The organism is Amycolatopsis mediterranei (assembly GCF_026017845.1).
Classification (GTDB): Bacteria; Actinomycetota; Actinomycetes; order Mycobacteriales; family Pseudonocardiaceae; genus Amycolatopsis; species Amycolatopsis mediterranei.
Window position 1 is genome coordinate 2232014 of record NZ_CP100416.1, and the last position, 24945, is coordinate 2256958.

The 24945-nt window shown below is 72.6% G+C and carries 26 protein-coding genes; 12 read left to right on the forward strand and 14 right to left on the reverse strand.

Going from position 1 to position 24945, the window contains the following annotated elements:
• Positions 1–10: 10 nt before the first annotated feature.
• From ISP_RS10640 to ISP_RS10655, 4 genes are read right to left on the reverse strand one after another with little or no spacing between them, the layout of a single operon-like run.
• Entirely contained in the window at positions 11–1201 is a 1191-nt protein-coding gene (locus tag ISP_RS10640; protein ID WP_037374190.1) for a nitrate ABC transporter substrate-binding protein, read from the reverse strand.
• Between the two features lie 29 nt (positions 1202–1230).
• A complete protein-coding gene (locus tag ISP_RS10645) occupies positions 1231–2100 on the reverse strand; it encodes an ABC transporter permease (RefSeq protein ID WP_037374178.1) in 870 nt (289 codons plus the stop codon).
• Positions 2100–2867 carry an ABC transporter ATP-binding protein gene (locus ISP_RS10650; protein ID WP_013223885.1) on the reverse strand — a complete coding sequence of 256 codons (768 nt, stop codon included), beginning with the start codon at positions 2865–2867 and terminating at the stop codon, positions 2100–2102. The genes ISP_RS10645 and ISP_RS10650 overlap by 1 nt, the downstream gene beginning before the upstream one ends.
• Before the next feature lie 11 nt (positions 2868–2878).
• Positions 2879–4129: an amidohydrolase family protein gene (locus ISP_RS10655; RefSeq protein ID WP_013223886.1), complete on the reverse strand. Its 1251-nt coding sequence runs from the start codon at positions 4127–4129 to the stop codon at positions 2879–2881.
• Between the two features lie 154 nt (positions 4130–4283).
• Here ISP_RS10655 and ISP_RS10660 point away from each other — a divergent pair, with 154 nt between their 5' ends.
• The 4 genes from ISP_RS10660 to ISP_RS10675 all read left to right on the forward strand — a co-directional run bounded on the left by ISP_RS10660 (position 4284) and on the right by ISP_RS10675 (position 8169).
• Entirely contained in the window at positions 4284–4889 is a 606-nt protein-coding gene (locus ISP_RS10660) for a helix-turn-helix domain-containing protein (protein ID WP_235204762.1), read from the forward strand.
• A complete protein-coding gene (locus ISP_RS10665) occupies positions 4886–5818 on the forward strand; it encodes a PDR/VanB family oxidoreductase (protein ID WP_013223888.1) in 933 nt (310 codons plus the stop codon). The genes ISP_RS10660 and ISP_RS10665 overlap by 4 nt, the downstream gene beginning before the upstream one ends.
• Positions 5819–5824: 6 nt before the next feature.
• Positions 5825–7120 carry an amidohydrolase family protein gene (locus tag ISP_RS10670; protein WP_013223889.1) on the forward strand — a complete coding sequence of 432 codons (1296 nt, stop codon included), beginning with the start codon at positions 5825–5827 and terminating at the stop codon, positions 7118–7120.
• 164 nt (positions 7121–7284) lie between these two features.
• On the forward strand, positions 7285–8169 hold the full coding sequence (locus ISP_RS10675) for a hypothetical protein (RefSeq protein ID WP_013223890.1): 885 nt from the start codon (positions 7285–7287) through the stop codon (positions 8167–8169).
• 315 nt (positions 8170–8484) lie between these two features.
• Here ISP_RS10675 and ISP_RS10680 read toward each other — a convergent pair whose 3' ends face one another.
• On the reverse strand, positions 8485–10137 hold the full coding sequence (locus ISP_RS10680; protein WP_013223891.1) for a hypothetical protein: 1653 nt from the start codon (positions 10135–10137) through the stop codon (positions 8485–8487).
• 187 nt (positions 10138–10324) lie between these two features.
• On the opposite strand from ISP_RS10680, the gene ISP_RS10685 reads away from it, so the two are divergent.
• Positions 10325–10540: a hypothetical protein gene (locus ISP_RS10685; protein ID WP_013223892.1), complete on the forward strand. Its 216-nt coding sequence runs from the start codon at positions 10325–10327 to the stop codon at positions 10538–10540.
• A gap of 19 nt (positions 10541–10559) precedes the next feature.
• Here the strand turns inward: ISP_RS10685 and ISP_RS10690 are convergent, their stop codons facing one another.
• From ISP_RS10690 to ISP_RS10700, 3 genes are all read right to left on the reverse strand, one after another.
• Entirely contained in the window at positions 10560–11660 is a 1101-nt protein-coding gene (locus ISP_RS10690) for an MAB_1171c family putative transporter (protein ID WP_013223893.1), read from the reverse strand.
• A complete protein-coding gene (locus ISP_RS10695; RefSeq protein ID WP_013223894.1) occupies positions 11657–12172 on the reverse strand; it encodes an ImmA/IrrE family metallo-endopeptidase in 516 nt (171 codons plus the stop codon). The genes ISP_RS10690 and ISP_RS10695 overlap by 4 nt, the downstream gene beginning before the upstream one ends.
• 109 nt (positions 12173–12281) lie before the next feature.
• A complete protein-coding gene (locus ISP_RS10700) occupies positions 12282–14507 on the reverse strand; it encodes a molybdopterin-containing oxidoreductase family protein (RefSeq protein WP_013223895.1) in 2226 nt (741 codons plus the stop codon).
• Positions 14508–14648: 141 nt separating this feature from the next.
• Between ISP_RS10700 and ISP_RS10705 the strand changes: the two genes are divergently transcribed.
• Positions 14649–15734 carry a serine hydrolase domain-containing protein gene (locus ISP_RS10705; protein WP_013223896.1) on the forward strand — a complete coding sequence of 362 codons (1086 nt, stop codon included), beginning with the start codon at positions 14649–14651 and terminating at the stop codon, positions 15732–15734.
• 45 nt (positions 15735–15779) lie between these two features.
• Here the strand turns inward: ISP_RS10705 and ISP_RS10710 are convergent, their stop codons facing one another.
• Positions 15780–16214 carry a MerR family transcriptional regulator gene (locus tag ISP_RS10710; RefSeq protein ID WP_013223897.1) on the reverse strand — a complete coding sequence of 145 codons (435 nt, stop codon included), beginning with the start codon at positions 16212–16214 and terminating at the stop codon, positions 15780–15782.
• Between the two features lie 24 nt (positions 16215–16238).
• Here ISP_RS10710 and ISP_RS10715 point away from each other — a divergent pair, with 24 nt between their 5' ends.
• Positions 16239–17627 carry an MFS transporter gene (locus ISP_RS10715; protein ID WP_013223898.1) on the forward strand — a complete coding sequence of 463 codons (1389 nt, stop codon included), beginning with the start codon at positions 16239–16241 and terminating at the stop codon, positions 17625–17627.
• Here the strand turns inward: ISP_RS10715 and ISP_RS10720 are convergent.
• Entirely contained in the window at positions 17602–17886 is a 285-nt protein-coding gene (locus ISP_RS10720) for a ubiquitin-like small modifier protein 1 (RefSeq protein ID WP_013223899.1), read from the reverse strand. The two genes, ISP_RS10715 and ISP_RS10720, sit on opposite strands and share 26 nt — an antisense overlap.
• A 3-nt stretch (positions 17887–17889) precedes the next feature.
• Positions 17890–18972 carry a WD40/YVTN/BNR-like repeat-containing protein gene (locus tag ISP_RS10725; RefSeq protein WP_013223900.1) on the reverse strand — a complete coding sequence of 361 codons (1083 nt, stop codon included), beginning with the start codon at positions 18970–18972 and terminating at the stop codon, positions 17890–17892.
• A gap of 162 nt (positions 18973–19134) precedes the next feature.
• Between ISP_RS10725 and ISP_RS10730 the strand changes: the two genes are divergently transcribed.
• The 3 genes from ISP_RS10730 (at position 19135) to ISP_RS10740 (ending at position 21478) form a co-directional block, all read left to right on the forward strand.
• Positions 19135–19506, forward strand: coding sequence for a YciI family protein (locus ISP_RS10730; RefSeq protein ID WP_013223901.1), 372 nt, complete (start codon positions 19135–19137; stop codon positions 19504–19506).
• Between the two features lie 51 nt (positions 19507–19557).
• The gene (locus ISP_RS10735) at positions 19558–20373 is read left to right on the forward strand and encodes an NAD(P)H-binding protein (protein ID WP_013223902.1); all 816 of its coding nucleotides are present in this window, start codon (positions 19558–19560) and stop codon (positions 20371–20373) included.
• 226 nt (positions 20374–20599) lie between these two features.
• Positions 20600–21478 carry a M48 family metalloprotease gene (locus ISP_RS10740; protein WP_013223903.1) on the forward strand — a complete coding sequence of 293 codons (879 nt, stop codon included), beginning with the start codon at positions 20600–20602 and terminating at the stop codon, positions 21476–21478.
• Here the strand turns inward: ISP_RS10740 and ISP_RS10745 are convergent.
• Genes ISP_RS10745 through ISP_RS10755 form a run of 3 tightly spaced genes read right to left on the reverse strand, consistent with a single transcriptional unit; the run spans position 21444 to position 23097 of the window.
• The gene (locus tag ISP_RS10745) at positions 21444–22430 is read right to left on the reverse strand and encodes an NAD(P)-dependent alcohol dehydrogenase (RefSeq protein ID WP_013223904.1); all 987 of its coding nucleotides are present in this window, start codon (positions 22428–22430) and stop codon (positions 21444–21446) included. The two genes, ISP_RS10740 and ISP_RS10745, sit on opposite strands and share 35 nt — an antisense overlap.
• The gene (locus ISP_RS10750) at positions 22427–22651 is read right to left on the reverse strand and encodes a helix-turn-helix transcriptional regulator (protein WP_013223905.1); all 225 of its coding nucleotides are present in this window, start codon (positions 22649–22651) and stop codon (positions 22427–22429) included. The genes ISP_RS10745 and ISP_RS10750 overlap by 4 nt, the downstream gene beginning before the upstream one ends.
• A complete protein-coding gene (locus tag ISP_RS10755) occupies positions 22645–23097 on the reverse strand; it encodes a hypothetical protein (protein WP_013223906.1) in 453 nt (150 codons plus the stop codon). Before ISP_RS10755 ends, ISP_RS10750 begins: the two co-directional genes overlap by 7 nt.
• A gap of 102 nt (positions 23098–23199) precedes the next feature.
• On the opposite strand from ISP_RS10755, the gene ISP_RS10760 reads away from it, so the two are divergent.
• Together ISP_RS10760 and ISP_RS10765 are read left to right on the forward strand one after the other, a co-directional pair.
• Complete coding sequence (locus ISP_RS10760) at positions 23200–23550, forward strand: YciI family protein (protein ID WP_013223907.1); 351 nt, start codon at positions 23200–23202, stop codon at positions 23548–23550.
• A gap of 5 nt (positions 23551–23555) precedes the next feature.
• Positions 23556–24812, forward strand: a complete 1257-nt coding sequence (locus tag ISP_RS10765; protein WP_013223908.1) for an RNA polymerase sigma factor — start codon at positions 23556–23558, stop codon at positions 24810–24812.
• Positions 24813–24945 lie beyond the last annotated feature (133 nt).

Consider the following 24945-nt stretch of genomic DNA (forward strand, 5'->3'; position numbering starts at 1 on the left):
GCACTCCCCTTCACCAGCCGAAGCCGATCTTCGGGTCGAGGAACTGGTTCGTGACGAGGTCGGAGGCGGCGAGCCCGTCCTTGACGTGCCCGCCCGACTGACTGAAGATCGGCGCCGCCGTCTTGATGAGGTCGGAGACGCGCTTGTCGTCCATCGCGCCGACGTGCCCGTTGCCGGCGTCGGTCGCGATCTTGAGGTCCTTCATCTGCGCGACGGCGGCCTTGCCCACTGCGGCGTCGTACGTCCAGCCGTTGTTGTAGGCCTGCACCAGCTTGACGATGAGGTCGTTCGTCGCCGCCGGGTTCTTCACGAAGTCGACGTCGGCCTGCTGCATGACGGGCACGAGCTTTTTGAGGCACGGCGAGAGCGAGGCCAGGTCGGCGGTGCGGACGGACATCGTCTCGGGGTACGGGGACCAGCCGGTGTCCGCGACGAGCTGGAACTTGAGCGGCTTGCCCCACGCGGCGATTTCGTTCTGGTAGACGTACGGTTCGGCGGTCGCGAAGCCCTGCTGCGCGTCCTTGCCCTTGGCGGTCACGAACTTCGCCGGGGCGCCGTCGTAGCTCCCGTCGATGACGCCGGCCGGCAGGTAGCCCGCCCCGGTGAGATAGGACATGTAGGCGGCGCCGTTGAAGTACCGGACGACGCCGCCGTTCGCCTGGAGCTTGACACCGAGGTCCTTGATCGTGGTGACGTCCGGGTAGGTCTTCGGGTCCCACATCACCATCATCGGCGACTTGTCGTTCTCGGCGAACACGGCGGTGGTCGGCATGTCCCCGGAGAACTGGACGGCCTCGTCGGTGGAGACGTAGCCGAGGGTGATCGACTTGTCCTGGTTCAGCTGGGCCGAGACCTTCGAAAAGCCGATCGCCGGCCCGCCGGCGCGGACCTGGAGCTTGACGCCGGTCGGTCTGCCGTTGGCGTAGAGGTCGCTCGTCACGGACTTCTGGCTGGCGTCGATCGAAGGGTTGGGGCCGAGCATTTGGTAGAGGTGCCCGTGGTCGGCCTCGGGATTCCAGTCGGTCTGGACGACGACGGTGGCCGGGCACACGCCCGCGAGGTCGACGGCGGGTCCGGCCGGGGCGGGCGCGGCGGGCGCGGTGCCGGCGTCGGCCGATCCGCTCCCGCCGCAGGCGGTGAGGGCGGCGGCGAGCGCGGCGACGGACAGGGTGACGGCGGCAGTGCGGGGTCGAGTGCGCATGGGGCTCCGTTTCGGGTGTGCGGGGGAGGTCAGGTGAAGTCGAACCAGCGGCCGACCGCGAGCCGGCCGATGAGCCCGAAGGCGAGGAAGACGGCGATGCCGTAGAGCGAGGCGATGATGATCGTCGCGTACAGCTCGGGCCCCATCAGGCGGGACGCCGTGACCTGGATGAGGACGCCGAGGCCGGGCTCACCGCGCTGGAAGAACTGGTCGCCCACGATCGCGCCGATCACGGACAAGCCCGCGGAGGTGCGGAGGCCGACGAAGATCGAGGGGAGCGCGGCCGGGATCTGCAGCTTGAGGAGCCGGGTCAGCCGGCCGGCGCCTTGGAGCGCGAAGAGCTCGCGCTGCGCACGGTCCGTGGAGTGCAGACCGAAGAGCGTGTTGGAGACCATGGGGAACAGCGCGATCATGACGGTGACGATCACGCGGGAGAGGAAGGCGTAGCCGAACAGCGCCCCGATGAGCGGCACGAGCGCGAGGATCGGCACGCACTGGAGCACGACGGCGTACGGATACAGCGCCTTCTCGAGGCCCTTGGCCTGGGCCATGACCGTGGCCCACAGGACCCCGAGGACGATGGCGGCGCCGAGACCGACGAGCGAGACGACCGTCGTGCGGCCGAGCGCGGCCCACAGCTGCTCGTTGAACCCGGTCGGGACGCCGTCGGGGCGGGTGTCGTGGACGATCGCCGTCAGCACGAGGTGCGGGTACGGCACGAGGTAAGGCGACTCGACCGTCTTGTCGTAGTACGCCGCCACCGCGTACCACACGCCGATGAAGACGCCGAAGGCCACGAGCGGCTGCCACCACGACGCCGGTTTCCGGGTGCGCCGCGGCTTCGGGGCGGAGCGTGCCACGGTGGTGCGGCGGGCCGCGGTTTCCTGGAGCGTGGGCATCAGCGGTGCCCCTTCCTGAGCGCGTGCGAGACGTCGCCGACGAGCTCGGCGAACTCACGAGTGAAGCGGATGTCGGGATCCCGCGGCATCGGGAACGGCACGTCGAACCGCGCGACGATGGTGCCCGGCCGGCCGGACATGACGACGACCTTGGTCGAGAGGTAGACCGCCTCGGAGACCGAGTGCGTGACGAACAGCCCCGCGAAGCGCTGCTCGGCGAACAGCCGCAGGAGCTCGTCGTTGAGGCGTTCGCGCGTGATTTCGTCGAGCGCCCCGAACGGCTCGTCGAACAGGAACAGTTCGGGGTCGAGCGTGAGCGATCGCGCGAGCGAGACGCGCATCTTCATGCCGCCCGAGAGCTGTTTCGGAAGGTGCTTCTCGAATCCGTCGAGGCCGACGAGGCCGATCGCGGCGGCCGCCTTCGCGGCCCGGTCCGCCTTGGCCGCCCGGTTGAGCTCGGCGAGGAGTTCGACGTTGCCCTGCACCGACCGCCACGGAAGGAGCGTCGCGTCCTGGAAGACGTAGCCGATGCGGCTCGTGGTCACGTCGGTCGTGCCACCCGAAGCCGATTCGAGGCCCGACGCGATGCGCAGCAGCGTCGACTTGCCGCAGCCGCTCGGGCCCACGATCGAGACGAATTCGCCGCGGTCCACGGTGAGGTCGACGCCGCCGAGCGCCGCCGTTCCGTCGGGGAAGACCAGGTCGACGTCGCGGAAGTCCAGCAGGGTCGAGCGAATGGCCGGCTCGGCCGCGGTCGGGGTGGACATGGCAAATCCCTTCAGGAAACGGGGACGGACAGGGCCGGGAGCTCGCAGCGGGCCTCGGTGATCGCGACGACACGACCGCGGTGGATGACGATGCGGTCGGCGGGTGCGGTGGCGATCGCGTCGACGAGGTTCACGGCCCGGATGGCGAGGAAGTCGGCCGGGGCACCGACCGTCGTCCCCGCGGCAGGCAGTCCCATGACGGAGCGCGCTCCGGTGCTCACGAGCCCGTAGGCCTCCTCCGGGGAGAGGTGGCCCGCCGTGACCAGGAGCGACGCGGTTTCGAGTGCGTCGCCGCGGCCCACCGGGTTGAACGGATCGCGCACGTTGTCCGCCCCGGCGCCGAGGCGGACGCCGGCGTCGAGAAGCTCGCGCAACGGCGCGAGACCGCGCGGCGTCGAAACGGGGTGCTCCCATCCCTGGAGGTAGAGGTTCGTGATGGGCAGGGTGACGATGGCGAGGTCCGCGGCCTTGACGTCCGCGATGATCGCGTCCCGGCGCGCGGGCTCCAGCGTGCCGAGCCGGACGCAGTGGCTCGCCGTGCGCGGGCGGTCGTCCGGCCAGTCGCGCACCGCGCGGGCGTAGGCGTCGAGGGTGACCGGGCCGGCGAGGTTCTCGTCGGCGTGGAGGTCGGCGCCGATCCCGCGCCGCTGCGCGATCGCCAGCAGCCGGGCGAGATCGGCCGCGGGGTCGGGAGCGAGGTGCGGAGCGCCGCCGACGAGCTCGATCCCGGCGTCCAGGACCGCTTCGACGTGGTGGTCGGGGCAGTGCGGCCCGGCGAGCGCCACGAGCTGGATGTCCATCAGGCCCGCGAGTTCCGCCCGGACCTGCACGAGGGCACGGGCTGCGCGCGTCACGTCTTCGAGGCCCGCACCGCAGTCTTCGAGGACGTCGACGTGGGACCGGATCGCCGTGGTGCCTGCGGCGAGCATCGCGAGGGCCTGCGCCCGGGCGCGCTCGACGATCGACTCGACGCTCATCGCCGACGCGTGCGCCCGCCACGCGTCGATCGCGGAGCCGAGGTCACCGAGCTTCGGGTCGGCGGCGTCGAAACTCCGGGCCTTGTCGAGATGGGCGTGGGGCTCCGCCGGTGCCGGAAGCAGCAGCCGGCCACGCAGATCGAGCGCCGGCTCGAGGGCGCCGCCGGTGCCCGCGGTGGTGATCGCGCTAACCACGCCCGAGGCGAACGAGACGTCCACGACGCGCCCGTCGGGCAGCTGCGCGTTGCGCACCGCGGCGAGCGGGCGGGGCAGCGGGTTCGTCATGCGTTCTCCGGTGTCGGTGTTGCGGAACTGCGGGGATGGTGCGAATGTTGACCGCATCAACATTCGCTGACGGTACGGAGCCGAGATTTCCGATGTGTAAAGCCCCGTGTTCTTTGTGTTGCCCTTGCGGCTCGGCGGGGCGGTGGCGGTCACCGTGAAGGAAGCCGATCACGCGTCTTCACGCATCGTCGACGAGCAGGCCGAGCGGGTCGGCACGCGCATCCGCGAGCTGCGCCGGTCCCGGGGTCTCACGCTCGTCCAGCTGGCCGGGCGCACCGGGCTTTCGCATCCGTTCCTCAGCCAGCTGGAACGGGGACACACCCGGCCGAGCATGGTTTCGCTCGACCGCATCGCGAAGGCCCTCGGCACGACGCAGGTCGAGCTCATCGCCGCCGGCGCTCCGGGCTTGCCGGACGCCGACATCGGGCGAGCCGACGTGCTGCGCGCCGGCGAGGGCGCCCGCAACCAGTTCCCCCATGGCGAGGTCAGGCTGCTGACGCGCGGCAGGCGGGCGTTCGACCCGATCGAGTGGACCGGAACGACCACCGAGTTCGGGGACTATTTCCGCCACCCCGAGGACGAGTTCGTCCACGTCGTGGGCGGGGCGCTCCTGCTGGACCTGGAGAAGGACGGGACGGTCCGGCTCGACGCGGGCGACTCCGTCTACTACCCGGGCGGCACGGCACACCGCTGGTGCTCGCCCGACGGATCGCGGTTCCACCTCGTCGTGGTGAAGCAGAAGCTCCTGGAGGACGCATGATCGACCTCGTGGTGCTCGCGAAGATCCCCGCTGCCGACGGCGTCGTCGTCCTGGATCTGGCGGCCGCTCACGGCGGCAGCCTGCCCGCGTGGCGGCCCGGAGCGCACATCGACCTCGTGCTCCCGACGGCGGACGAGCGTCAGTACTCGCTCTGCGGGCCCTTGGCCGCGGGCACCTGGCGGATCGCCGTGCGGCGGGCCGAGGCGGGCCGCGGGGGATCGGCGTATGTCCACAATGTCCTCGAGCCGGGGATGTCGCTGCGGGCCCGTGGGCCGGTCAGCCACTTCGAGTTCCGGCCGGAGGTTCCCGCGCTCTTCGTCGCCGGCGGCATCGGCATCACCCCGATCCTGCCCATGATCGAGGCGGCCGAGGCCAGCGGCACGCCGTGGCGGCTGGTGTACGCGGGGCGCACGCGGGCGTCGATGCCGTTCGCCGAGGAGCTGGTGCGCCGTCACCCCGGGAAGGTCGAGCTGAGGGTGAGTGCCGAGGGCGCCCGGCTCGACCCCGGCCGGCTCCTGGAGGTTCCCGTGGCGGGAACCGTCGTCTACTGCTGCGGGCCCGCGGGGCTCATGGACGACGTCGAAGCGGCGATGCGGGCCTGGCCGCGAGGTTCCCTGTGCATAGAGCGATTCGCGCCGAAGACGGTCCCGGTGCAGGCTGATGTGGCCTTCGAGGTGGAGTTCGCGCTGTCCGGCGAGGTCCTTTCGGTGCCACCCGGAAAGTCCATTTTGGACGTCGCCGAGGACGCCGGGGTGCTCGTGCTCTCCTCGTGCCGTGAGGGCACGTGCGGGACGTGCGAGACCGCGATTCTCGACGGCACCGCCGAGCACCGGGACTCGATCCTCAGCGAGGACGAGCAGACCGCGAACCGCACCATGATGATCTGCGTCTCGCGTTCGCGCGGCGGCAAGCTCGTCCTGGATCTGTGACAGCCCATGCTCACGATCCGGGATGCAGAGCGCATTCTCGTCGATTCGTCCACAGAGGACAGCGGCGACCTTGCCCTCGACGATGGTTCCCCGCACGAGACGGTGCTCGATGCTTCCGGATGCGTGGTGACGCCGGGGCTCGTGAACGCCCACCACCACCTCCTGCAGAGCGCGTTCCGCACCCTGCCCGGAACGCGGGGGGTGCCGATGGCCGAATGGCTGCCCGCGATGGCCGCCGCCTACGGGAGAGTGGGCCACGACCCGGAGTCCTACGCCGTCGCCGCCTCGGTCGGCGCGGCCGAAAGTCTCCTGTGCGGCGTCACGACCATCGCGGACCACCATCTGAACTGGCCGCACGGCGCCCCGATCGCCGACACCGTCGCCCTCGCGAGGGCGACGGCGGAGGCCGTCCGGTCCCTCGGCGCCCGGCTCGTCTTCGTGCGCGGCTCGGCACGGGACGATCCGGAGTGGGCGGGCGAGTCCGCCGAGGCCATCGTGACCGCGCTCGTGCCCGGGGGCACCGGCGGAGTCTCGCCGGACGGCCTGCTCCAGGTCGCCGTTGGCCCCGCCGGGGTCCATTCCGACGCGCGGGAGACGTTCGCGGCCCTCGGTGCGGTCGCGGCCCGCCACGCCCTGCGCCGCCGGACCCAGGCCAACGAGCAGGTCGACACCGCGATCGCCGTCGCGCGCTACGGGCGCAGGCCACTGCAGCTCCTCGACGAATGGGGCTGGCTGGCACCGGACGTCACCGTGGCCCACCTGTGTGACGTCACGCCCGGAGAGATCCGCCTTCTCGCGCGGGCGGGCGTGACCGCGACGCACGCGCCGGGGTGCGACGTGCCCATGGGGTGGGGAGTCGCGCCGGTGGCCGCGCTGATCGAGGCGGGTGTCGTCGTCGGCCTGGGCACGAGCGGCGGGGGCAGCAACGACGCCGGGCACCTGCTCGCCGATGCCCGGCTCGCCCTCCAGGTCTCGGGCCTCGTGGGCCCGCAGCTGCCCGCCCGCACCGTGCTCGGGATGGCCACGGCGGGTTCCGCCGCGGGGCTGGGGCGACCCGAGCTCGGGCAGCTGGGTGCCGGGTCGGCGGGCGACTTGTGCGTGTGGGACGTGTCCGGCGTCGCCGACGCGGGGGTGCACGATCCCGTGGCGGGACTCCTGTGGGCTTCGCCCGGGCGGCGGCCGAAACACGTGGTCGTCGGAGGCCGCGTCGTCGTGCGGGACTACCGGCTGGTCGCGGCCGACGAGGCGGAACTCGTCGCCCGCCTGCGCGAACGGCTCTCTCGCACGCCGCCGATGGGCTGACTTCGAGGGGGTTGCGAAGCCGGCCGGGGTTCTGCCCGTGGGGACAGGACGGGGCGGACTTCCGGGCAGCGCTGCGGTCCGGCGGCACCCGTGCACAACCTGATTCCGTTTCTGACGTCTTCGGAGACAAAGGCTTCCACAAAGGCTGCAAGAGGGGCGTCGAGATGGAATTCACCGCGAAGAAGACAATCAAAACGGCCATGGTGGCCGGGGCGTTCGCCGCCACCGCGCTGCTTTCCGCGTGCAGCGGAAACAGCGTCGCGGGCAATGGTTCTCCGGTGAAAAACGAGACGGCGACGGCGGCCGCGGAGCAGGTGCCCGAAGGTGGCGGCCTGGGGGCGGCCACCGGCGGTTCCGGCGGTGCGGGCGCCGTGTCGAACGGCGACGTCGACTGCAGCAGGTACGGCGGCCAGGTCGGCGCACCCGGGCGGCCGAAGATGGACCTGATCGCGGTGGCCGCCACCGACGGCACCACACCGGGCTGCACCGAGGCGTTCACCGTGATCACGGAGTACTACCAGAAGCTGCCGCAGGCCGAAGGCCCTGGTGAGCGGGTCCTCGACGTCCAGGGGAAGTGGACCTGCGCCCGTCAGGCCGGCTCCGAAGGCAGCCAGGGCGCAGTGGGCTGCAGCGTGCCCAACGGTTCCCTGCAGCTGGAGACCAGGCCCGCGGCGGGTACCGGCAAGGCGCCGGTCCGCAAGTTCCCGAACACCACCCAGGCAGTGGAGTTCACCGGGTACGACGCCGGGGTGCGGATGGTCCGCTTCCAGCTGGTCACCCGCCAGGACGGCGGTCCGGACAACAGCCACTACGTGCCGCTCGACGGCAAGACCTACCGGCTTCCGCTGCAGAAGGGCGGCCAGGTGCTCAGCGCGGCCACCCTCTGCCCGGGCGAATCGGTCACCATCGACGGCCAGGGCTACGGCAACGGGCCGTGCGGCCAGAACCAGCTGCTCCAGCAGCTTAAGGACGGCAACTCGATCCTCGCGCAGATCAGCGTGAACGGCGACGACGAGATCACCACGGTCAAAGAGATCTACCACCCCTGAGCCAGGGAAATCGAAAACCGGCAGCCGGGAATTCACCGGGCTGCCGGTCTTTCGCCTCGGCCCGGAATGGCACGCTCACCCGCAATTGTCCGGCGCAATGCCATCCAGGCTCCGCGCGCGGGCAGCGACGGACGGTCAGGCGGGTCTGTCGCCGGCGGGTGGCTCACCCACCGGCCGGCCGCTGAGTTTTCGTTATGGAGAAATCGTCGTGATGTATGCGCCCAGCCTGCTGGACCCGGCCGCGGAATCGTTGAAGCTGTCGGACGCCGGCCTGGAGAAGCTGCTGGCCCCGTGGCTCGACCGCTGAGCGGTGGTTCAACCGATGCGGTAGAGGTGTCCGCCCTGGACGGCGAGCACCGCTGACGGGCCGTTCGTGGGGCCCGCCGTCGCCTGCCACGCCGTCGCTCCCGGGGCGGCCTTCGGGGTCTGCCCGGGGGTGAGGGGCAGGCCCGTGATGCCGCCGCCGGTGACCGTGCCGGTTCCGTCGGTGATGAGGATGCAGTCCGGCCGGGTGCCGTTGACGACGGCCCAGCCGGTGGTGATGCCGCCCGCGTCGGTGGCGGGAGCGTCGAGGGCGCCTGCCGATGCCGGTGGGGCCGTCGCCAGGTCGAGGCGGCTGCCGAGTTCGGGGCCGTGGCAACCGAGCGTGAAGCCGTCGTTGAACGGGTAGGCGCCCAATGCGCGTGCCGCGGGGCCGGCGGCACGCTGGATGTGCAGGGCCTCCAGCGCGGCGGGGGCGTCGACGCGCAGGGCGATCGCGGACAGGGCGAGCGGCGCGTAACTGCGCCGGGCTTCGTCGGCCTTGCCGCCGCCGATCGCGTGCGTGACCAGGGACAGTGCGACGACCGCCGTGACGAGGTACCGCGTCGGCCACTGTGGACGGTGCACGGTGGCCAGGACGAGCAGCGCGACCGTGGCCAGCGCGGCGATCAGCACGTACCGGCTGATCAGCCCGACGTTGCCGCCGGGAACGTCCGTCGTCGTCCGGCCGAGCGCGAGCATGAACGCCAAGAGGACCGCATAGCAGGCCAAACCCGCCCATCCGGCGTCGGTCGCTGCCGGTCGGTCGATGACGGTGTGGCGGAGCAGCAGCGCGAGCAGGGCGACGGTGAGGCCTCCGGCGACGACCGCGAGGACGGCGATGTCCACTGACCACAGTCCGCCGACCGCGGCGGCGAGGACGGACAGCCGTCCGTCCGGGTCGAAGGCGTCCGTCGCCCCGGACTGCGTCCCGGCCGGTTTGGTGAGCCACCACGCGGCGAGGATGACGAGCCCGGCCGCGGCGGGAATCACGATCCGGACGCGGGATTCCCGGCGCAGCCAGGCGATGACGGCGAGGACGAACCAGATCGGCAACGCGGCACCGAAACTCAGGCAGCCCAGCACGGCGGCCACGGCCGCGCCGACCGGGCGACCGTGGTGGGCGCAGGCGATCGCGATCGTGCAGGCGGTGACCGCGGGGACCCAGCTGATGCCGTTGGTGCCCTGCAGCCACAGTTCGGTGGCGTGGGAGGTGAACAGCAGCCACGACAGGGCCGCGGTCAGCGCCGCGCGTGTCGCCGGGGACAGTTGTCGCGGCAGCATCGTGCGCAGGGTGACCACGATGACCGCGAGCAGGGCGATGGTGAGGACGGTCAGGACGCGGTTGTCGCCGCCGAACCACGCGGCGTCGGCGTAGAAGAGCAGCGAGGGCACGACGAACGGCTGGTCGAGGTGGTAGGTGAAGACCTGGCCGAGCAGGAGGTGGCCGGTGTCGTCGGTGATCTTCGCGAAGACGTGCCAGTAGTCGAGCAGGACGTGCATCTTCGGCGCGCGCACGGCGGCCAGGAGGGCCAGCGCGAAGGGAACGGCGGCGAAGACCCCCAGTGCCGCGACGCCGAGCCGAGGCGCGGAATTCCGCCGGACCTGCGCGGCCGTGCGCGGGATCGGTGCGGTGACGTCCGGGGCCTCGAGCGCGGGCTGGGGCATCGGTCTCCTGCCGAAGGGTGGGGTGGGGGCCGGCGACGGCCGGACCGGCTGCGATCGTAGCCGGTGAGTTTCCGCCCGCGGATGGCGGTGACCAGGGCTGATCATCGATGATGTCCGCGTCCGCGGACTGGGCGGCGCCGGCGTCAAGGCGGCGAAGTTCTTCCGCAACGGCAGAAGTGGTGAGCGCATGACATCCGGAGCGGGCGACCGGCTCATCGAATTCCTCGACGGCCTGCGGAGGGGAGCCGTGCTGCGCGGGAACGACGGGCGGAAATTCGTGCTCGTCTTCCCGCTGGCCGGTTCCTTTGTCCGCGTGGTCCAGGGTCGGGTCATGACCAGCGCTTCCACGCACGCCGATCCGGCGGCTGCCCGCAAGGGCGGTGACTACGTCCTGTTGGACTGAGGAGAGGCCTGGTGCGTGCCTACCGGGCCGCCGGGGAAGCCAGTGCCTCGGAGAGGGTGACCAGCTCGCGGACGTCGTCGTCGAGGCCGCCGCCCTCGGGGACAGCGACCGGCATTCCCTCGGTGGGCACCGGTTCGCGGCGGGCGTGGGCGCGCAGCGCTTCGGTGAGCCAGTCGGCCAGGGGACCGTCGTGGTCCAGGTGGGCGAGGTACGGGCTGATCCGGACCAGCCCGTCGCGGCATTCGATGACCCGCCGGTAGTAGCGGCGGTGCACGCCGAGCAGGCTGAGGGTGTCCCGCCACGGGGCGATCGGCGTCCGGCTCAGCGCGTCCTCCGGGAACGCCTCGTGCAGACGCGTCCACAGTGGACGGAGGCGGTGGTACGCCCGCAGGTGCTGCCACCACACGCGGGCCGCCGCCAGGCGGGTGGCGACGCCGGGGTAGGAGAGGCCGACGACGAGCAGGATCGCGCTCGGGAACACCAGCCAGACCGTCGCCTGGACCAGCAGCCAGGGGATCGCCGCGCCCGCCCAGTGCACCAGGACCACCGCGATCAGGGTCGCGCCGCCCAGCGCGCCGATGGCGAAACCGAGGGACGCCACCGAGAGCCCGCGGGCCAGCCGGGGTGCGGCGCCCCGCGCGTGGCGCCGCGCGAAGAAGCACGCACTCGCGATGCCGTAGGTGAGGTAGAGGTCGGCCGCGAGGTAGAAGACCGAGACGCCGGCGCGCGGGTACTGCTGCGGCGGGACGTCGGGCATGAGCACCGTGACGATCGCCATCACCAGGATCGCGGTGCCCAGCGGCACCGCTTCCAGCCAGGCCCGCCGCCGGGCCCGGTCCGGCGGCAGCGCCGAGAACAGGAAGAAGCACGCCAGCGAGTACACGAGCCCGCAGAGGAAGACGTGCTGGAACAGCAGCGGCACGATCGACCCGGGATCCGGCTGGTTGACGTCCCCGGCGAGGAGACCGAGGGGGTAGGCGGCCGCGAAGCAGGCCAGGCAGGCGGTGACCATCCAGCGCGCCACGTCGCCCGGTGCCCGGGTGAGCTGGTAGCTCTTCCACACCAGGGCGGGGAAGAGGATCACCCCCTGCACCACGATGAGCGCGATCTTGCTGTTCACAGCCACCCCAGCCGTTCGTCGAGCGCGGCCTCGATTCGCTGCGCGGCACCGGCGTCCGACGCCTTCGGGGCGACCCGGTCGAGCACGGACGCCCATTCCAGGATGATCGTCGCGACCGTCTCGGCTTCCCGCTCGTGGTCGGTGTCGTAGGAGGTGCGCAGCAGGGCACGCCGGACCGCCTCCGGTTCCAGGCCCGGTGCCAGCTGGGCGCCCAGGTCGTGGTTCTCCGCGGTGGCGCCGTGGCCGGCCAGCAGGTGGCCCAGCTCGTGCAGGATGATGTGGCGCTGGTGGGGCTTGCTCGTGTCCTGCTGGTAGACGATGTAGTCGGCCTGGGGGGTGGCGATCCAGGCCCCGAACGGCCCGGGCACCGGGATCCGGTGCGGGATCAGCCGGATCGGGCGGCCACGCTGGTGACCGACGCTGCGGCACAGCTCGAAGACGTCGAGCGGCGGCCGGATGCCCAGTTCGTTCAGCAGCCGCCTGCAGCGGCGCCGCAACTCGCGTTCCTTCACCAGCCGCCTTGCCATCGCCGTCGGAGCACACGGACGGTAGCCCGTTCCACCCTTACGGTAGACGACACCACCCCAGTCGATCATCGCCCGCCCCGGGGACCCGGAGCCGCTAACCGTGCTCCCGGGCGATCTCGCACAGCGACGCGCGCAGCGGTGAACTGCCGCTCACCGGGTCGCTCGGCCCCTGGCTCAGCACGAGGTTGAGGTTGGCGCTGCCCTCGCCGGTGACCGGGTAGCCCGGCTCGCCGAGCCCGGCCGCGGGCTGCCACCAGCCGTGCTGGCCGCACACCACGCCCGGGTCCAGGTTGACGTTGAACTTCGCCCGGGCGCGGACGCTGCCCCGGGGCGTCTCCAGCCGCACCCAGTCGCCGGCGGTGATGCCGCGCGCCGCCGCTGTGTCCGGGTGCAGTTCGACCTGCGGGTCGGGGGCGGACTTGCGCAGGCCGGTGATGGCGCGGTGCTGGGACTCGCAGAAGAACAGCGACTTGGCGCAGGTGAGGATCAGCGGGTAGCGGGCCGCGAGGTCCGGCCGGGACAGCGGGCTGATCGACGGCTCGTCGTAGACCGGCAGCGGCGGGTAGCCCTGCCGGAGCAGCGTCTCGGAATACAGCTCGACCACGCCGGACGGCGTCCGGAAGCCGCGCTGCTCGTACTTGCGGTGGACCGTCCGCAACGGCAGGCGGATGCCCTCCGGCGCGGCCCGCAGCTGGTCGAGGCCGAGGCCGCTGGGCGCGAGCTGGTGGCGCCAAGCCGCCTCGAGGTCGCCGTCGAAGAAGTGCTCGCCGAGGCCGAGCGCGAGCGCGAGGTCGAAGATGATCCGCAGGTCGGGCCGGGCCTCGCCGCGCGGGGCGACCAGCGGACGGCGCAGCTGGACGGTGGACTGCGCGTCCTGGCCGGTCTCGAACCCGATCCGCAACGCCTCGGCTTCCCACGCGCTGGTCGCCGGCAGCACGATGTCCGCCTGCTCTGCGGTCGGGTTCAGGAACAGGTCCGTGTGCACGAAGAAGTCCAGGGCGCCCAGCGCATCCCGGCCCCGCGCGCTGTCGCCGTGGGCCAGCACCAGATTGGCGCCGAAGTTGACCAGCGCCCGGGCCCGGTACGGGACGCCGTCCAATGCCGCCCGGTAGAAGTCTTCGCCGGTGACGAACTCGAACCGCGCCGGGCCGAGCGGCCGCTCGCCGACGCCGATGGCCTTGGCCCGCTGCTCGGCGGAGAGCAGCGGCGCCCCGTCGACCGGATTCGCCGGCACCGGCGTGAACAGGACGTTCCCACCTGGCACGTCGAGGCAGCCGGTGAGGGCGTAGAGCTGGCTGATGGCCCGCACGGTCTGCGTCGCGTTGCTGTGCTGCTCGAGCCCGCTCCAGGTGTAGAACGCGACCGGGCGCGCTTCCCGGAGCAGCCGGGCCACGGCGGTGATCCGGTCCGCGGGCACGCCGGTGATCCGCTCGGCGACGTCGGGGGTGAACCGGGCGCACTTCTCGGCGATGAGGTCCCAGACCCGGCGGGTCGCCACCCCGTCCGGCGGAGGTGTGCCGGGCGCGAGCAGCTCGCCGGTGTCGGTCCGGACCGCCCACGGCGCATTGGTCCACCGGGCGACGAAATCGTGGTCGTACCAGCCGTTTTCGATCATCTGGTGGGTGATGGCCAGCGCGAGTGCGCCGTCCGTGCCGGGCCGGACGCGCAGCCAGTGGTCGGCCTTGCTCGCCAGCCCGGCCCGGCGCGGGTCCACCACGACGAGCTTCGCGCCCCGCCGCAGCGCGGCCGTGGTCGCGGTGGCGTGCGCGAGCCGGGACACCGACGGGTTGTACCCCCAGAAGAGGACGCAACCGGCGCGCTCGAGGTCGGGCAGGTAGGCGCCCGGCACCGGCTCGCCCCAGGTGTAGGTGGTGGCCAGGCGGCGGCCCCAGGCGCACAGCTCGACGTAACTGACGAAGTTCGGGCTGCCGAAGGCCCGCCGCAGCCGCGTCAGCCAGTCGACGGAGTCGGACATGGCCGACGTCGACGGCGAGGAGCTGCCGAACACGACCGCTTCCGGCCCGGACTCGGCGGCGATCGCCGTCAGCCGCGCCGCGACGGTGGCCAGTGCCTCCTCCCAGCCGATGCGCTCCCAGCCCGGGTCGGCCGCGCCCTTCGGAGCGGTCCGCCGCAGGGGGTGCAGCAGCCGCTCGGGGTGCGCGACGATCTCCGGCGCGGCCTTGCCCTTGACGCAGATCGCCTGGCCGGTCGGATGGCCGGGCAGCGGGCGGAGCGCCAGCAGGCGCCCGTCGTCGACGGTGGCGGTGGCCCCGCACCGCGACACGCACAGCGGGCAGAACGTCGCCACTTCGGTCGCCATCGGTGCACCTCCACCGCCGTCCCGCGGATCATGACGGCATCCGGCCATCGTCGCACCGGCGGGCGCGAGCGGCGCAACACAAGTCGGTAACCCCGGATATTCGGTGGCGCCGCCGGGACGGACGGGGTTGAGTCCTGCCCCATGGTGCGCTTGCACGGTACGTGCGACGAGCGGTTCGGTGAGGTGCGCGACGCCCTGGCGGAGTCCCTGGCCAAGGACGACGTCGGCGCCTCGGTCGCGGTCTACGTCCACGGGCGGCCCGTGGTCGACCTGTGGGGCGGGTACGCCGACGCGGACCGGACCGTGGCCTGGGACCGGGACACGATCACCAACGTCTGGTCCACGACCAAGACGATGATCGCGTTGTGCGCGCTGATCCTCGCCGACCGCGGGGAGCTCGACCTGGACGCGCCGCTGGTCCGGTACTGGCCGGAGTTCGGCGCCGCGGACGTCCGGGTGCGGCACGTGCTGTCGCACACCGCGGGCCTGCCCGTCTGGGACACCCCGATCACCCTCGGCGATCTTTGTGAGGCGCCGAAAGTCACCGCGCCGCTGGCGGCGCAGACGCCCCGGTGGACGCCGGGCGAGGTCGGCTGCTACCACGCGCTCACGCAGGGGTTCCTGCTCGGCGAGGTGGTCCGCCGGATCACCGGCCGGAGCATCGGCGCGTTCTTCGCCGCGGAAGTGGCCGGGCCGCTGGGCGCGGATTTCCGCATCGGGCTGCCGGACGACCACCACCACCGCGTCGCCCCGTCCCTCGCGCCGCCCGGGGGGATGACCGTGCCGCCGCCCACCGAGCTCTTCGACGCCGCCCCCAACCCGGAGTTCGTGCCGGAGGACACGAACACGGCGGCGTGGCGACGAGCGGAGATCCCGTCGGGGGCCGGCTACGGCAACGCCCGGTCGGTCGCGGCCGTCCAGTCGGTCCTGAGCGCCGGCGGGACCGCCGGCGGGGTGCGGCTGCTGTCCCGGGCGGGGTGCGAGCGGGCGTTGGAGGAGCAGTACCACGGGCTCGACTACGGGCTGGGCGTGTCGATGCGGTACGGCCTGGGCTACGGCATCAGCGGCCGCAACTGCTTCTGGGGCGGCATGGGCGGTTCGCTGGTGTTCAACGACTTCGACGCCGGCCTGACCGTCGCCTACGCGATGAACCAGATGCTCGACGCCATCGTGGGCGACGGCCGGGGGATGACCATGGTGGCCGCGGCCTACGGCGGCCTCGGCTAGCGCCGGCGCGCGGTCGGCTCCGCCCAAGCGCGGCTTCGGCCGAGGTCAGCCCGGCCGGCCCGGCGCCCACAGGCCGTCCGCGTCGCCGGCCTCCAGCCGGCCCCGGTACACGCCGATCTTGCGGTCGATCAGCGTCAGGTTCTCCTGCAGCTTCGCCAGCCTCGCCAGCACGTCGGCGCGGTGCTCCTCCAGCAGCGCCAGGCGTTCCGGCTCGTTGCCGCGGCCGGCGGCGACCAGGTTCGCGTAGCGGCGGATCGTCTTGATCGGCATGCCCGTTGCGCGCAGCTTGGTGCAGATCTTGATCCAGTCCAGGTCCAGCTGCCGGTAGCGGCGCCGGCCGCCGCTCGTGCGGTCGACGCGGGTCACCACCAGGCCCGCCCGCTCGTAGTAGCGCAGCGTGTGCGCGCTGACCCCGGTGCGGCGGGCCGCGTCCGCGATGGTCAGCCCGTCCGCGGGGATCGGCGATTTGACTTCGAGCACGCTCTAAATCCTAGCGTCGATCGCATGAACGTTCCGACCGCAAGCCGTCCCGGCCTCGTGCTCGCGATCTGCTGCGCCAGCATCGTCGTCGTGGTGATGGACATCTCCATCGTCACCGTCGCGCTGCCCTCGATCCGCCGTGACCTGGGCGCTTCCGCTTCCGGCCTGCAGTGGACCGTCGACGCCTACACGCTGGTCCTGGCGGCTTTCCTCGTGCTCGGCGGTTCGGCCGCCGACCGGTTCGGCCGCAAGCGCGTCTTCCAGTGCGGCCTGGCCGCCTTCGGCCTCGGGTCGCTGCTGTGCAGCCTGGCCCCCGGCATCGGCTGGCTGATCGCGGCCCGCGCGCTGCAGGCCGTCGGCGGCACCATGCTCAACCCGGTCGCGATGGCCATCGTCGCCACGACCTTCCCCGTCCCGGCCGAGCGCGCCCGCGCCATCGGTGTGTTCGGCTCGATGTCCGGCCTGGCGCTGGCGCTCGGGCCGATCCTCGGCGGCGCGCTCGTCGACGGTTTCGGCTGGCGGGCCGTCTTCTGGGTCAACGTCCCGATCGTCGTCGCCGCGCTCGTCGCCACGGCGTTGTTCGTGCCCGAGTCCCGCGCGCCGCGGGCCCGCCGGTTCGACCCGGTGGGGCAGGGCCTCGTGCTGGTGGTGCTCGGCAGCGTCGTCGCCGCCCTCATCGAGTCGCACCGGCTGGGCTGGACGTCAGCGTGGGTCCTCGGCCTGCTCGCTCTGACCGGACTCGGCGTGCTGGGCATCCTCGCGTACGAACCGCGCCGCGCCGACCCGCTGCTCGAACTGCGCCTGTTCCGCAGCGTGTCCTTCAGCGCGGCGATCGTCATGGCGTTGTTCGCGCTCTGCGGGTTCGGCGTCTTCCTCTTCTCGACGACGCAATACCTCCAGGACGTCCGGGGCATGACCCCGCTGGCGGCGGGCCTGTGCCTGCTGCCGGTCGGCGTGCTCGTCCTGGTCCTGTCGCCGCGGACCGGCCGGTTCGTCGGCACGCGCGGCCCGCGGTGGCCGCTGGTCGTCGCCGGGGTCGCGCTCGCCGCGGGCGGCGCCGTCACGGCCGGGCTCGGCCCGGCGACGCCACTGCCCGTCGTGCTCGCGACGTTCCTGCTGTTCGGCCTGTTCCTCGGCACGGTGAACCCGCCGATCACCAACACCGCCGTCTCCGGGATGCCGGGCTCGATGGCCGGGGTGGCGGCGTCGCTGGCCTCGGCCGGCCGGCAGACCGGCACCACCCTGGGCGTGGCGCTTTCGGGCCCGGGACACGGCGTGTGGTGGCTGGTCGCCGGGCTCGGGGCCGGTCTCGTCGCCCTGGCGCTGCTGAGCACCGGCCGCCGGGCCGCCGCGACGGCCGACCGGGCCGCCGCGCTGTTCGACGAGCTCAGCCTCCCGCGACCGACGGGATGATCTGCACCTCGGCGTCCTCGCGCAGCACCGTCCCGGTGCCGCCGCGGTGGCGGCACTCCTCGCCGTCGACGTAGAAGTTGACGTACCGGCGCAGTCCCGCCTGCTCGTCGCGCAGCCGCCGCTCCAGCGCCGGGTACCGCTCGGCGAGCGCGTCGAGCAGGCCGCCCAGCGTAGCCGGCTCGGCGACCTCGACGTCGAGCTTGGCTTCGCCGCCGGCCTTCTCCCTCAGCGTCCCGGGCAGCAGCACGGTGATCCGCACGGTTCACACCCTCGCGGCGCGGACGCTCAGCACGTCGGGCAGGTGCGCCGCGACGAGCTGCCAGCTGTCGCCGTCGTCGCGGCTGGCGTAGACGTCGCCGGTCCGCGAGCCGAAGTACACCCCGGCCGGGTCGGCGTCGTCGGTGCACATCGCGTCGCGCATGACGCCGGCCCAGTACCCGTCCGGCAGGCCCGGCCCCAGCGCCTCCCACGACTTCCCGGCGTCCTCGCTGCGGTACACCCGGCACCGGCCCTCCGGCGGGAACCGCATCGCGTCGGCGACCAGGGGGAACGTGTAGATCACCTCGGGCCGGTCCGGGTGGACGACGATCGGGAAGCCGAAGTCGCTGGGCAGGCCGTCGGCGATCGACTGCCAGGTGTCGCCCGCGTCGTCGCTGCGGTAGACGCCGTGGTGGACCTGGGCGAACAGGCGGTCCGGCTCGGCCGGGTGCCGGGCGACCTTGTGCACGCACTGGCCGTATTCGGGGTACGGGTCGGGCACGTGGACCGCCTTGATGCCGGTGTTGCGCGCGGCCCAGGTCTCGCCGCCGTCCTCGGTGCGGTAGACGCCGCCGGTGGACATCGCCACGGTGACGCGGCCGGGGTCGGTGGGGTGCGGGAGCACGGTGTGGATGGCCTTGCCCCCGCCGCCGGGCGTCCAGTGCTCGCGGTGCGGGTGGTCCCACAGGCCGCGGACGAGCTCGTAGGTGCGGCCGCCGTCGGTGGAGCGGAACAGGGCGGACGGCTCGGTGCCGGCGTAGACGACGTCCGGCTCGCTCACCGGGCCCGGCACCAGCTGCCACGCCCTGGCCAGGGATTCGCCGGTGTCCGCCGGGAACGCGATCGGGGCGTGGCCGGGTTCGGCCCAGGTCGCGCCGAGGTCGTCGCTGGTCGCCACGCTCGGCCCGAAGTGTTCGCTGGTCACCCCGGCGAGCAGGCGCGGGGTGGCGCGGCGCGTGTCGATGCCGACCGCGTACACCTCGGTCATCGGGTGGTGCGGGCCGGTGACCTCCCAGCTGGCCCGGTCGTCCGAGCTGGTCGCCAGCCACAGACCCTTGCGCGTGCCGATCGCGAGCAGGACGGACATCGGACACCTTCCTCCGGTGATGCAGGTCACAGGTACTCTGCCGGAAAAATCTCCCCGGGGAAATGTCGAACGGCGGAAGCGGCCGTTCGACGCGGGGGTGAAGGCCGGTCAGCGAGCCCGGGAGGATCCGGGCCCCGGCCGAAAAACACCAGGGAGCAGACCATGCGTTTTCTCATGATGCACCGCGTCGACGAGCACGACCCGCAGTCGTGGAACCCCAGCCAGGAGTTCATCGCGAAGATGGGCGGGTTCATCCAGGAGGCGGCGGAGAAGGGCATCCTCATCACCGCGGAGGGCGTCCACCCGACGGAGAAGGGCTCGCTGGTCCGCAAGCCCCGCGGCGCCGCGATCCGCGTGACCGACGGGCCGTTCGCCGAGGCCAAGGAGGTCATCGGCGGGTTCGCGCTGATCAACGCGGCGGACCGGGCCGAAGCCGTCGAGTTCGCCAAGCGGTACGTCGAGCTGTTCGACCAGGAGATCGAGGTGGAGATCCGCCAGGTCGTCGAGTTCGACGACCTGCCGACGCAGGACTGAGGGCGGCCGGTGGCGCTAGGCTGGCCGGAACGGCTCTCGGGGGGTTGAGCGATGTTCCTGGTCACCGGCGCCACCGGCAATGTCGGCGCGGAAGTGGTTGCGGCCCTCGCGGCGGCGGGTGCCCCGGTCCGGGCGCTGGTGCGCCGGCCGGACGTCCCGCTGCCGGACGGTGTCGAGGCCGCCGTCGGCGATCTCACGTCGCCCGGCAGCCTCACGGACGCTCTCAAGGGTGTCGAAGGCATCTTCCTGTTGTCCGGGTACGAGGACATGTCCGGCCTGCTGCGGGACGCGGGCGTGCGGCGGATCGTGCTGCTGTCCGGCGGATCGGCGGCGCTGGAAGACCTGGACAACGCGGTTTCCCGCTACATGACGCTGTCCGAGCGCGCGGTGCGGGAATCCGGCCTGGACTGGACGTTCCTGCGGCCGCGCGCGTTCATGTCGAACGCCCTGCGCTGGCTGCCGCAGCTGCGCGAGGGCGACACGGTCCGCGTCCAGTTCCCGGACGTCCCGGTGGCGTGCGTCGACCCGGCCGACATCGCGGCGGTGGCGGCGCTCGCGCTGGCCGGTGGGCACGAAGGGCGGGTGCACGACCTGACCGGGCCGGTGGCGATGCGGCCGGTGGAGCAGGTTTCGGTGCTGGCTTCGGTGCTGGGGCGGGATCTCGAGTTTGTAGGGCTGTCGAACGACGAGACGCGGGCGGAGCTCGAGGCGGGGATGCCACGCGAGTACGTCGACGCGTTCTGGAACTTCTACGTCGAGGGGACCTTGGACGAGGCGACGGTGTACCCGACGGTGCACGAGGTGACCGGGCGGCCGGCGCGGACCTTCGCCCAGTGGGCCGAGGCGCACGCGGGCGCCTTCCGCTGACGCCGGCGCCGCGGCCCGCCCTGGCCCGGCGATCTGCCGGAGCGCATCGAGCTGCCGGGCGCCGAACGGCACTTCGCGGCGCAAACAGCTCGCCCGGCTTCTCGAGACGCGCCGCTACGGCTGAGCGTCTCGCCGATCCCCGGCGCCGCCGTCCGGTGGACGGCCGTTGTGCTCGGCGCTCGGTCCGGGCCAAGGTGGTTCCTGCCTTTCGATGGGAGGAGCGGACTTGAGCGGAGACCGGGCGAGGCCCGATCTGTCCGCCGTGCTCGCCGTGGTGCTGGCCGTCCCCGTCGTCGCCAGCAGCCTGTTCGTGCTCGCCCTCGCCGGGAAACTCGCTTGGCCCGGGTACTTCTGGGTGCTCCCCGCCGGCTGGGTGCTGCTCGGCGGGATCACCTTCGTGCCCGCGTTCGAACACTTCCTGCTGCCGCTGACCTTCGGCATGCGGCAGCCGACCGCGCGGGAACTCGTCCGGCTGACCCCGAGCTGGGAGGCCGTCTGCGCCGCCGCCGGGGTCGATCGCGGGCGCTTCCGGCTGTGGGTCGACCGGTCCCGCGAGCTCAACGCCTTCGCCGCCGGTGGCCGGACCGTCGCCGTCACGCGGACCGCGCTGGAGCTGCCGCCGCCGAGCCTGGAGGCGATCCTGGCGCACGAACTCGGCCACCACCTCGCCGGGCACACCCGGATTTCGCTGTACGTCTGGTGGCTGGAGCTGCCCGCCCGGCTGCTGACCAGGCTGGTCCGGCTGCTCGCGCTGGCCGTTCCCTACCTCGGGCGCGCGTTCGCCGCCTTCGGCCGGTCGGTCGCCGTGCTCGTCACCGTGCTGCTGACGCTGGGCATCCTCACCGCGCTCGCCTTCCTCGACCCGTGGCTGCTGCTCGCGCCCCTGCTCGGTCCGGTGCTGGCCTGGTCGAAGCGGCTCGGCGAGTACCGGGCCGACCTCGTGGCGGCGCGGCTGGGCTACGGGCCGGAGCTGATCACCCTGTTCCGGGAGTGGATCCGGGTGGGCGGTGGCGACGAACGGCGGATGTGGGCGCGGCTGCTGGCCGGGCACCCCGCCCACATCGACCGGATCAAGCGGCTGAAGGACCGCGGCTTCCGGGGATGAGGACGACCTTGCCCGCCGCGCGACCGGCGCGGAGGTGGCCGACCGCGGCGGCGGCGTCGGCGAGGGGATAGGTCCGGTCGAGGGCCGGCGTGAGCCGTCCGGCCTCGAGCAGTTCGCGCAGGGTTTCGAGGTCCGCGGCCCGGACGCGGGCGACCAGCCCGCACAACCGCTGCCGCACGAACGGGTTCAGCAGCGCCGCCCGGAAGACGCGCTGGATGCCGCCGAGCCACTTGCCGCCTTCGCCGCCGACGATCACGAGCGTGCCGCGCGGGGTCAGCGCCCGGCGCAGGTCGGTCAGCGAACGCAGGCCCGCGGTGTCCAGGATCAGGTCGTACCGCCGCGCCGCGAAGTCCTCTCGCGTGTAGTCCACGACGTGCCCGGCGCCGAGCCTGCGGACCAGGTCCGTCTTGGCGGTGCTGCACACCCCCGTGACGTCCGCGCCGAAGGCCTTGGCGAGCTGCACCGCGAAGGACCCGACGCCGCCGGCCGCGCCGATGACCAGGACGCGGTTCCCGGGCCGGACGCGGCCCACGTCGCGCAGGGCCTGCAGGGCGGTACCGCCGGAGACGAGGACCGCCGCGGCCTCCTCGAACGAGACGCGTTCGGGCTTCGGCGCGACGAGCTCCTGCTTGGCGACGGCGTGCTCGGCGAACGCGCCCTCGCAGACGCCGAACACCTCGTCACCCGGCCGGACCCGCGTGACGCCGTCGCCGACCTCCTCGACGGTGCCGGCGAAGTCGAGGCCCCGCACCGGCTGCTTCGGCCGGCGCAGCCCGAAACCCAGGAGTCGCAACAGGTACGGCTGCCCGGTGACCAGGTGCCACACGCCCGCGTCGACGCCGGCCGCGTGCACGCGCACGAGGACCTCGCCGGCCGCGGGCGACGGTCTGCCGGTGTCGCTCAGCGCGAGGACATCCGGGCTGCCGTAACGGTCTTGGACGATGGCTTTCACGACGTCTCCTCCGGGTACTGGAACACTTCTTCGAGCGGAACTCCGAACACGTGGGCGATCTGGAAGGCCATCTCGAGCGAGGGCGAATACCGGCCCTGCTCGATCGCGATGACGGTCTGGCGGGTGACGCCGATCCGGGTGGCGAGGTCGGCCTGGGTCATCTGGCCGTGCGCGAACCGGAGGGCGCGGAGCGAGTTCGTGACGCGGGTCGGCTTCACCACGGCTGGAAACCGCGGCGGTAGGCGAAGATCCGGGCGACCGACCCGAGGATCGCCGAGAGGGTGAACGCCAGGTAGACGGCGTTGGCGATCCAGAAGTGCGGCGCCTCGGCCATCGCGAGCAGCAAGGCGGCGACGGCTCCGATGACGACGAACGAGTGGCCGACGTATTCGCCGAACCGGCCGATCTCGCGGTCGCGCTGGTCCTTCCCGCCGTCCTTCGAAACCATCGCGGCGGCGATGCTCAGCACGATCGTCGCGACGATGGACGCGCCGACCGTCCACAGCAGCGTCGCGACGTAGGGGACTTGGGCCAGCGGCCGCCCGCCGGCCCGGCCGAGGATCAGGACGAGGTATACCGCGTAGCTCGCTACCGCGGCGATCCCGAGGATCCAGGCGCGCTTCTCTTCGTGGGTCACCTCGTCAAGGTAAAACAAACCAGACATCATGTCAAAGTTTCTTGACATGAGAAAATCTCCGGTGAGGGTGTCCAAGGCGGCGTCGGCCGTTCGTTGTCACCGCGTACGGCAACCGAGCCACTGGAGGATCCCGTGAAGTACCTGATGCTGATCAACGCCGCTCTCGACGCCGACGGCGCGCCCACCGGCTGCAGCACGCCCGAGGACTGGATGCTGTTCGACAAGTCCCTCAAGGAGGCCGGCGTCTACGCCGGCGGTGACTCGGTCGCCGACTTCACCACGGCCGCCACGGTCCGCGTCGACGAGCGCGGCGAGCGGCTCGTCACCGACGGCCCGTTCGCCGAATCCCGCGAGGTGCTCGGCGGCTACTTCGTCCTCGACGTGCCGGACCTCGACGTCGCGCTCGACTGGGCGGCGCGCTGTCCGGGCTCCCGCGACGGCGGGTCGATCGTGGTGCGGCCGCTCGCCGGCTACGGAGGCTGACGGCGGTGGCGGGACGGGGGTCTCGCTCCCGGCTGACGCTCGAGGCGGTGTTCCGGGAGGAGCGCGGGCTGCTGCTCGCCGCGCTGGTCCGGCGGTTCGGCGACCTCGACCTGGCCGAGGAGGTGACGTCGGAGGCGATCGAGGCGGCGCTGGTGCACTGGCCGGCCGAGGGCGTGCCGCCGAAGCCGGGCGCCTGGCTGATGACGACGGCCCGGCGCAAGGCGGTCGACCGCCTGCGCCGCGACCAGGCCTACGCGGCCCGCCTCGCGGTGCTGCAGGTCGAGGCCGAGCGCGCGGCGCCCGTCCCGCCCACCGACGGCGGTCTGCCCGACGAGCGGCTCCAGCTGTTCTTCACCTGCGCCCACCCGGCGTTGCCGGCCGAGGACCGCGCGGCACTGACGTTGCGCTGCCTCGCCGGGTTGACGACCGCGGAGGTGGCGCGCGCGTTCCTGGTCCCGAGCGCGACGATGGGCAAGCGGATCGTGCGCGCGAAGAACCGGATCCGCACGCTGCGGATCCCGTTCCGGGTGCCGGACGCGGATGAGCTGCCGGGGCGCCTGCCGGGCGTGCTGCAGGTCGTCTACTCGATCTTCACGGAGGGCTACGCGGCGAGTTCCGGCCCGGACCTGCAGCGCCTCGACCTGGCGGAGGAGGCGATCCGCTTGGCGCGCATCCTGCGCCGGCTGCTGCCGGGTGAGCGTGAGGTGGCGGGCCTGCTGGCGCTGATGCTGCTGATCCACGCCCGCCACAACGCCCGAACAGGGCCGCACGGCGACCTGGTGCTCCTCGACGACCAGGACCGCACCCGCTGGGACCACGCGATGATCTCGGAGGGGGCGGAATTGGTGGTCGCGGCGCTGACGGGCGGCCCCCCGGGCTGGTACGGCGTCCAGGCGGCCATCGCGGCCCTGCACGACGAGGCCCCGGACGTGGCGAGCACGGACTGGCCGCAGATAGTGGCGTTGTACGACGTGCTGCGCGGGCTGGCGCCCTCACCGGTGGTGGAGCTGAACCGAGCGGTGGCGGTCGCGATGCGCGACGGCCCGGCGGCGGGCCTGGCGTTGTTGGACGGCTTGGCGCACGAGCCGAGATTGAGCGGCTACAGCCCGTTCCCGGCGGCGCGGGGGGACTTGCTCAGCCGATTGGGTCGTCACGCCGAGGCGGCGGTGGCGTACCGGGAGGCGCTGGAGCTGGCGGGGACCGAGCCGGAGCGGGTTCATCTGCGTGGCCGGCTGGAGGCGGTGGGGCGGGAGGAGCGGTGACGCTCGCCCAGGGTGCCGGCCGCCCGGTGCGGGCGCGCGGGAGGCATCGGGACAGCCGCTTGTGCCTTTCCGCACTACTTCGCCGCCTCGGTGCCACGTTGCTCGCTCACTGCGCTCCCGAGCCGCGCGCTCC

Coding starts and splice junctions, on each gene's coding strand:
- ISP_RS10640 (WP_037374190.1), bottom strand. CDS start 1,201: ATGCGCACTCGACCCCGCACTGCCGCCGTCACCCTGTCCGTCGCCGCG.
- ISP_RS10645 (WP_037374178.1), bottom strand. CDS start 2,100: ATGCCCACGCTCCAGGAAACCGCGGCCCGCCGCACCACCGTGGCACGC.
- ISP_RS10650 (WP_013223885.1), bottom strand. CDS start 2,867: ATGTCCACCCCGACCGCGGCCGAGCCGGCCATTCGCTCGACCCTGCTG.
- ISP_RS10655 (WP_013223886.1), bottom strand. CDS start 4,129: ATGACGAACCCGCTGCCCCGCCCGCTCGCCGCGGTGCGCAACGCGCAG.
- ISP_RS10665 (WP_013223888.1), top strand. CDS start 4,886: ATGATCGACCTCGTGGTGCTCGCGAAGATCCCCGCTGCCGACGGCGTC.
- ISP_RS10670 (WP_013223889.1), top strand. CDS start 5,825: ATGCTCACGATCCGGGATGCAGAGCGCATTCTCGTCGATTCGTCCACA.
- ISP_RS10675 (WP_013223890.1), top strand. CDS start 7,285: ATGGAATTCACCGCGAAGAAGACAATCAAAACGGCCATGGTGGCCGGG.
- ISP_RS10680 (WP_013223891.1), bottom strand. CDS start 10,137: ATGCCCCAGCCCGCGCTCGAGGCCCCGGACGTCACCGCACCGATCCCG.
- ISP_RS10685 (WP_013223892.1), top strand. CDS start 10,325: ATGACATCCGGAGCGGGCGACCGGCTCATCGAATTCCTCGACGGCCTG.
- ISP_RS10700 (WP_013223895.1), bottom strand. CDS start 14,507: ATGGCGACCGAAGTGGCGACGTTCTGCCCGCTGTGCGTGTCGCGGTGC.
- ISP_RS10705 (WP_013223896.1), top strand. CDS start 14,649: ATGGTGCGCTTGCACGGTACGTGCGACGAGCGGTTCGGTGAGGTGCGC.
- ISP_RS10715 (WP_013223898.1), top strand. CDS start 16,239: ATGAACGTTCCGACCGCAAGCCGTCCCGGCCTCGTGCTCGCGATCTGC.
- ISP_RS10725 (WP_013223900.1), bottom strand. CDS start 18,972: ATGTCCGTCCTGCTCGCGATCGGCACGCGCAAGGGTCTGTGGCTGGCG.
- ISP_RS10730 (WP_013223901.1), top strand. CDS start 19,135: ATGCGTTTTCTCATGATGCACCGCGTCGACGAGCACGACCCGCAGTCG.
- ISP_RS10735 (WP_013223902.1), top strand. CDS start 19,558: ATGTTCCTGGTCACCGGCGCCACCGGCAATGTCGGCGCGGAAGTGGTT.
- ISP_RS10755 (WP_013223906.1), bottom strand. CDS start 23,097: ATGATGTCTGGTTTGTTTTACCTTGACGAGGTGACCCACGAAGAGAAG.